This window comes from Thermosynechococcus sp. M98_K2018_005, from assembly GCF_015295825.1.
Taxonomy (GTDB): Bacteria; Cyanobacteriota; Cyanobacteriia; order Thermosynechococcales; family Thermosynechococcaceae; genus Thermosynechococcus.
The window spans coordinates 1-5,061 of sequence record NZ_DVEH01000024.1 but is presented as its reverse complement, the minus strand read 5'-3'; the positions used below and the strand labels follow the sequence as shown (position 1 = coordinate 5,061).

The following is a 5,061-nucleotide window of genomic DNA, read 5'->3' as shown; positions in this document are numbered from 1 at the left end:
CCAATTGATCTACTAGTTGCGCCACATAATCGCAGTGGGAGTTGGACTTGACGATGTGTCCGAGGTAAATGGCCTGCTCACTCATGGCTTGCGGCTAAGACGTGCTGTTGAATCTCAATGAGTTCTTGAATCCCTTGGGTGGCGACATCGAGAAGGCAATCGAGGGTTGCCCGATCAAAAGACCCCATCTCTGCTGTGCCCTGAACCTCAATGAATTGACCATTGGCTGTCATCACGACATTGAAGTCCACACTGGCCGCCACATCCTCAGCGTAGCTCAAATCCAAATAGGGTTCGCCATCAATCAGCCCCACGGAGACTGCTGCCACTTGATGACATAGGGGAGATTCACTGAGTACTCCTTGCTGAAGTAAGGCACTAAGGGCATCCACGAGGGCAATGTAGCCCCCCGTAATCGCCAGCGATCGCGTGCCGGCATCGGCTTGGAGCACATCGGCATCCACCATCAGTGTGCGCTCCCCCAATAGGGATAGGTTCAAAGCCGAGCGTAAGCTGCGACCAATCAGGCGTTGGATTTCTTGGGTGCGCCCAGAGAGTTTGAGAAATTCTCGCTCTTGCCGTGGCCGCGTTGCACTTGGCAGCATGCGGTACTCCGCTGTCAGCCAGCCTTGGCCGGTGCCTTCTAAAAACTTGGGTACGCCTTCTTGGAGACTAACGGTGCACAGCACTTGGGTTTGCCCCGCTTGGGCAAGTACTGATCCTAAGGCAAATTGGGTGAAATGCCGCTGAAACTGGTGCGATCGCAATTCCTGTGGTTGACGGCCATCGGGTCGCTGCCACCCCATGCTTGATCCCCTCTCAATCACCTTCCCTATTAGAGCTTATTTTCTGGAGCCAGCGCGAGAGCTTGCCATTAGGCGATCGCCCGAGGATTGGACATAATGTAGTTATTGCTACACGTTATACTCTTTTACCAATGCTAAATAAAGACTAGCCCGTTGCCATAAAGAAGGAGTTTGACATTGAAAAAGGTAGAAGCCATTATTCGTCCCTTCAAGCTGGATGAAGTCAAGATCGCCCTTGTCAATGCGGGTATTGTCGGCATGACCGTCTCCGAAGTACGCGGCTTTGGGCGGCAAAAGGGACAAACGGAACGGTACCGTGGTTCAGAATACACGGTGGAATTTTTACAAAAGTTAAAAGTTGAGATTGTCGTCGAAGACGATCAAGTGGACATGGTCGTGGAGAAAATTATTGCAGCTGCCCGCACCGGCGAAATTGGCGACGGTAAGATCTTCGTCACCCCCGTAGAGCAGGTCATTCGCATTCGCACCGGCGAAAAAGATCACGAGGCTGTCTAGGAGCGGATGCCGAAGATCTCCGGCCACACCCAGCTTCTGGGGGTGATTGGCGACCCGATTGCGCACACCCTCTCACCGGCAATGCACAATGCTGCGCTGGAGTATTTGGGGTTGAACTATGTCTATGTGCCCTTTTGGGTGAAGCCACAGCAGTTGGCGGTGGCAATTGCTGGCCTAGATGCCCTGAACGTCGTTGGCTTTAATGTCACCATTCCCCACAAGGAAACCATCCTTCCCTATTTGGCGGATGTCAGCGACCTCGCGCAGCAGGTGGGGGCAGTCAACACCGTCTATCGCAGTGAAAAGGGATGGGTGGGTACCAATACCGATGTGCATGGCTTCTTGGCACCACTGCGGCAACAATCCTACCTGTGGTCGGAGATTGCTGTTTTAGTCTTGGGCTATGGGGGTGCGGCGCGAGCCGTGGTCACTGCCTGTTATGACTTGGGCTGTCGGCAGATCTATATCAGTGGTCGCCAAGGGGAACGGCTAGAGGCCTTTGTTGCCAGTTGGCCACAGATCACGCTCCATCCCCTCCCCTGGTTAGAGCGAGCCGCTTGTTTGGAAAAAGTTAGCCTTGTGGTCAATACCACCCCCATTGGCATGAGTCCCCATACTAGCGCCACCCCCCTCACAGCCGAGGATTTGGCAAAATTGCCCGCCACCGCCATTGTCTATGACCTCATCTACAAACCTCGCCCCACCCTTCTTTTGCAATTAGCGATGGCACGGGGACTGCAAACCTTCGACGGCCTTGTGATGCTTCTCCATCAGGGAGCTGCAGCCTTGGAGTACTGGATTGGCCAACCGGCCCCCACTGCCATCATGGCCACTGCCCTTGAAACTGCCCTAGGGGTGGAGAAATAACATGACACCTTGGCTGTCAGAACTGATGTGGTTATCAGTGGTTTTGGCTATGTCACTGTTGATTTCCCTAGGGATTAAATTTGCGGCGCCCCTCTATCCCTTGCCGCCAACTTTTGGCGTAATTGCTTTACTGCTCCTTTTACCGGCAGCTTTGATGGCGATTGTTTTACTGATCTTCAACCAAAGCGATAGCCAAAACCCCGCACCGTAAGAATGTACTGGGGATGGCTAGGGTCGGTTTCAATTTTCTCCCGCAGCCAGCGGATGTGGACGTCAACGGTTTTGCTATCGCCAATAAAGTCATGTCCCCACACCTGATCCAATAACTGCTCCCGTGGCCAAACACGGCGGGGGTGGCGCATAAACAGCTCGAGCAGTTTGTATTCTTTGGGGGAGAGATTGACTTCCTTACCCCGCAGGGTTACGCGGCATTCTTGGGAATAGAGACAGAGATCGCGAAAGCGCAGAACCGTTGCCACCCTGGCCTGTTGAATTTGCGTCCGCCGCAATAGGGCACGACAGCGCGCCAGCATTTCCCGCATGCCAAAGGGCTTGGCCAAGTAGTCATCGGCACCAATTTCAAGGCCAACCACTCGATCAATTTCACTGCTTTTGGCACTGATCATGAGAATGGGAACCGTGCAGCCTTCACGGCGAATTAAGCGGCACAGGTCTAATCCATTGATGCCCGGCAGCATGACATCTAGGATGATCAGATGCACCTCTACATTTTCAGGATTAGTCTCCGTCAAGAGATAGATATTAATGAGATTGAGGGCCTCATAACCATCGCTGGCCACAAGGGTATGGTAGCCTTCCTCCTGCAAAGCAAGGACAAGGGTTTCCCGAATCAGGTCTTCATCTTCAATCACTAAGATGTTGGCAAGGGCAGGGGGTGTGGCGAAAGGAGCCTTGGGGGGTTCGGCCACTGTATCAATAGAAAGCATAAAAACCTGCGTAGTGCCCTGTTGGCTTCATTCTATCACTGTGGTTCCTTGCGTCTATTGGTTCTTGAAGTTCATCGGGCCTTTGTATTGACTGAGTTGACTGAGTTCGCTTAGCGATCGCGTGCCGGCATAAAGCTGATCATTAATTTCCCATGTGGGATAGCCCTGAATTCCCTTGGCACGGCAGCGTTCCACTTGGGGATTGGCACCATTGGGGTCACATTCAACATAGTTGAGTTCCCGTACCGCCTGCTTGCCAAAGAGTTCCTTTTGATCGTGGCAGTGGCTACACCAATAGGCACCATACATGACCGCTCCCACTTGGGTGAGATGGCGAGCGAGGGCAATTTCTGCAGGACCTGAGGTATTGACGATGGGGATGCCGGGGCCGTCCGTCGTGGCCATGCGGGTGTTGTAGATGCCAAAGACCCCCACCAGCGTAATCACAGCAACAATGACACCATTAAAAAAGAGCTGCCCGCGATCGCTCCATTCACGACCAATAATCGTCAAGATCAAAAATGTAAAGCTAAAAACGGCCGAGGCAATGCAATAGGGACAACTGGCCTTAATCTCTGTAACTAAGATATACATGAGGTAACTGCTGAAGCTAGCCATGGCCGTTGCCCCCAGAAAGAGCAACAGCCAAGTGGTGTTTTCAGCATTGCGGCGGAGTTCTTTTTGCTGCGGCTGGTTCAACAACAGGGGCACCGCCGCCAAGGACAGCATCCCCGTGTAGGCAACAAACCCAATGAGGGAGAGGGGAATACCAAACACGGTTGCCCAAGGACTATTGAGGACAATGTCACAGCCATCGGTGGGACAAGTGACCTCTTGGTTGGTCAGCTTGGCGATTGTCAGGTAAGCGGTCACCACCATGCCAGCGAGGGCAACCCCGCCAATTAACCACCGCGACCAACGATGAATCCAAGGGGTGGAGCGTCGTCGAACCATAGGCGAGCCTCTGCATTCAATCACTTCTAATCATACCGATTGCTCGACAGCACCGCTTGAGCATTGCGGCGCCATTGGGCTGGTTTAATTCGCCGTAGGGCAGAACCACGGGTAAGTGCATCCCATGCTTCATCGCTGAGGGTGGCCAATTCCTCTGGAGAAGTATTCAAGAGGGGCGATCGCGGGGCAAAGTCGGCCACATCCGTGGGCTGAGCAAAGCGTTGATTCCAAGGACACACCTCTTGGCAAATGTCACAGCCGGCAACCCAGCCTTCTGAGTGAGCGGCAATGGCGGGGGGAATTTGCGGGGCACGGCTTTCGATCGTGTGGTAGGCAATGCAGCGGTTCGCATCCACCACATAAGGTTCAACAATGGCGCCGGTGGGACAAGCGACCAAGCAACGGGTACAGGTGCCGCAGTGATTGGTGTGGGGGCGATCGCCCGTCAACTCCAACGTGGTGATTAACTCTCCTAAAAGAATCCACGAGCCATACTGTCGCGAAATGACATTACTGTGCTTGCCAATCCAGCCAATTCCCGCTTGCTCTGCCCAAACTTTCTCCTGCACAGGGCCTGTATCCACATACCAACGGTAGTCCATTTCAGGTACCTGACCCTGAAGCCATTGCCCTAGGGCTTGCAAGCGTTTTCCCAAAACCCGATGGTAGTCCCGCCCCCACGCATAGCGGGCAATTTTCACCTTGGGGGGTGGCTGTGGATCAGGCTGATAGTAATTGAGGGCAACGGAAATCACCGATCGCGCGCCCGGCAGGACGGCTTGAATCTCCTGTCGCCGAGGATTGGCCATCCACGCCATCTCCCCTTGGAAGCCTTGGGCTAGCCAGCGTTGTAGGGCAGCCACCCCAGAAGGATGGTCATGGGTATAGGTACGCAAATCCACAATCCCCACCCGATGAAACCCCAACTGATGGGCAAATTGCTTAATCGCAGCAGCAGTAATCATAGAGAA

At 53.7% G+C, this 5,061-nt stretch carries 7 protein-coding genes; 3 read left to right on the top strand and 4 right to left on the bottom strand.

The window, feature by feature from the left end; translation table 11 throughout:
• Window positions 1–77: 77 nt before the first annotated feature.
• Window positions 78–806 (bottom strand): ribonuclease PH, encoded by a 729-nt coding sequence (gene rph, locus IGQ15_RS03230; RefSeq protein WP_297048616.1) that lies wholly within the window; start codon window positions 804–806, stop codon window positions 78–80.
• Between the two features lie 177 nt (window positions 807–983).
• Here rph and IGQ15_RS03225 point away from each other — a divergent pair, with 177 nt between their 5' ends.
• Genes IGQ15_RS03225 through IGQ15_RS03215 form a run of 3 tightly spaced genes read left to right on the top strand, consistent with a single transcriptional unit; the run spans window position 984 to window position 2,400 of the window.
• Window positions 984–1,322 carry a P-II family nitrogen regulator gene (locus IGQ15_RS03225; protein WP_297048614.1) on the top strand — a complete coding sequence of 113 codons (339 nt, stop codon included), beginning with the start codon at window positions 984–986 and terminating at the stop codon, window positions 1,320–1,322.
• A gap of 6 nt (window positions 1,323–1,328) precedes the next feature.
• Window positions 1,329–2,189 (top strand): shikimate dehydrogenase, encoded by an 861-nt coding sequence (locus IGQ15_RS03220; protein ID WP_297048612.1) that lies wholly within the window; start codon window positions 1,329–1,331, stop codon window positions 2,187–2,189.
• A 1-nt stretch (window position 2,190) separates the two neighbouring features.
• Window positions 2,191–2,400 (top strand): hypothetical protein, encoded by a 210-nt coding sequence (locus IGQ15_RS03215; protein ID WP_297048610.1) that lies wholly within the window; start codon window positions 2,191–2,193, stop codon window positions 2,398–2,400.
• Here the strand turns inward: IGQ15_RS03215 and IGQ15_RS03210 are convergent.
• Genes IGQ15_RS03210 through queG form a run of 3 tightly spaced genes read right to left on the bottom strand, consistent with a single transcriptional unit; the run spans window position 2,366 to window position 5,055 of the window.
• Window positions 2,366–3,136, bottom strand: a complete 771-nt coding sequence (locus IGQ15_RS03210) for a response regulator transcription factor (protein ID WP_297048608.1) — start codon at window positions 3,134–3,136, stop codon at window positions 2,366–2,368. The two genes, IGQ15_RS03215 and IGQ15_RS03210, sit on opposite strands and share 35 nt — an antisense overlap.
• A 54-nt stretch (window positions 3,137–3,190) precedes the next feature.
• A complete protein-coding gene (locus IGQ15_RS03205; protein ID WP_297048605.1) occupies window positions 3,191–4,090 on the bottom strand; it encodes a vitamin K epoxide reductase family protein in 900 nt (299 codons plus the stop codon).
• Between the two features lie 26 nt (window positions 4,091–4,116).
• A complete protein-coding gene (gene queG / locus IGQ15_RS03200) occupies window positions 4,117–5,055 on the bottom strand; it encodes a tRNA epoxyqueuosine(34) reductase QueG (RefSeq protein ID WP_363315771.1) in 939 nt (312 codons plus the stop codon).
• Window positions 5,056–5,061 lie beyond the last annotated feature (6 nt).